Source organism: Paracoccus sp. NIOT.M2S5SZ12 (assembly GCF_057748165.1).
Genome location: NZ_JBYLFR010000069.1, coordinates 1 through 690, shown reverse-complemented (window position 1 = coordinate 690; position 690 = coordinate 1). Strand labels below are relative to the sequence as shown.

The 690-nt window shown below is 61.4% G+C and carries 1 protein-coding gene and 1 pseudogene; both read right to left on the bottom strand.

Going from position 1 to position 690, the window contains the following annotated elements; all coding sequences use genetic code 11:
- Window positions 1-203 precede the first annotated feature (203 nt).
- Window positions 204-401 carry a hypothetical protein gene (locus AC2SGK_RS18335; protein ID WP_488324805.1) on the bottom strand — a complete coding sequence of 66 codons (198 nt, stop codon included), beginning with the start codon at window positions 399-401 and terminating at the stop codon, window positions 204-206.
- Window positions 402-476: 75 nt separating this feature from the next.
- A pseudogene (locus AC2SGK_RS18330) lies at window positions 477-613 on the bottom strand (IS5/IS1182 family transposase); the annotation flags it as partial.
- Window positions 614-690 lie beyond the last annotated feature (77 nt).

Here is a 690-nt window from a genome sequence, read left to right as displayed (position 1 = left end):
ACACTGCCCGACCAATCCGCAACAGACATGACAATCCCTCCCAATCCCAGAGAAAGATGAACCAGAAACGCAAGGCAAATGCAACTGTAGTACTAGGCCACGGGCATACCTTCTTCACCCTGCCTCAGGATGAACGCCTGTCTCGCGTCTCCATGAACCTCTATGCCTTCATCGTCTTCAGTTGCTCTCCCAGTCAGGGAAGGTCAGCCAACAGCTCCAGCTTCAAACGGTCCAGTTGTCAGAGGGCAGAGCACCATGTCGACCGCCTCGCGCACCATGCTTCTCTTTCGCATGGGGATCAGGGGCGGCGCGTTGCGGCGCTCGATGTCGTCCGGCGCCTTGTCCGAGGCATAGTCCCTTTCGACGATCAGGGCGGCTGGTCGCGGCAGGGTGTCAGCCATCACCGGATCCTATCCGGTGTGATCGCAATCATGATCCTCACCGGCAGACCTCAGCCGTCGACGCGCGAACCACCGGATCTTCGTCGAGCCTCCCCTTGAGCGGGAAAAGGCGTCTTTCGGAATTTTCCTTCGGCGCCTGCCGCATGATGACGGGCGTGGATGCCGGTGCTGTCGATCGTCCGGAGTCTGTCGGGAGCGACACCCGCGTGGTTCGAGCCACCCGGGAGGACCTTTCACGGCACGGCGAGCGTGCAGCGGCAAGCCTGCCGATGGACGGATGGCCGCGTGC

Excerpts from the sequence above, each read along its gene's own strand:
- AC2SGK_RS18335 (WP_488324805.1), bottom strand. The coding sequence starts at position 401 with ATGGCTGACACCCTGCCGCGACCAGCCGCCCTGATCGTCGAAAGGGAC.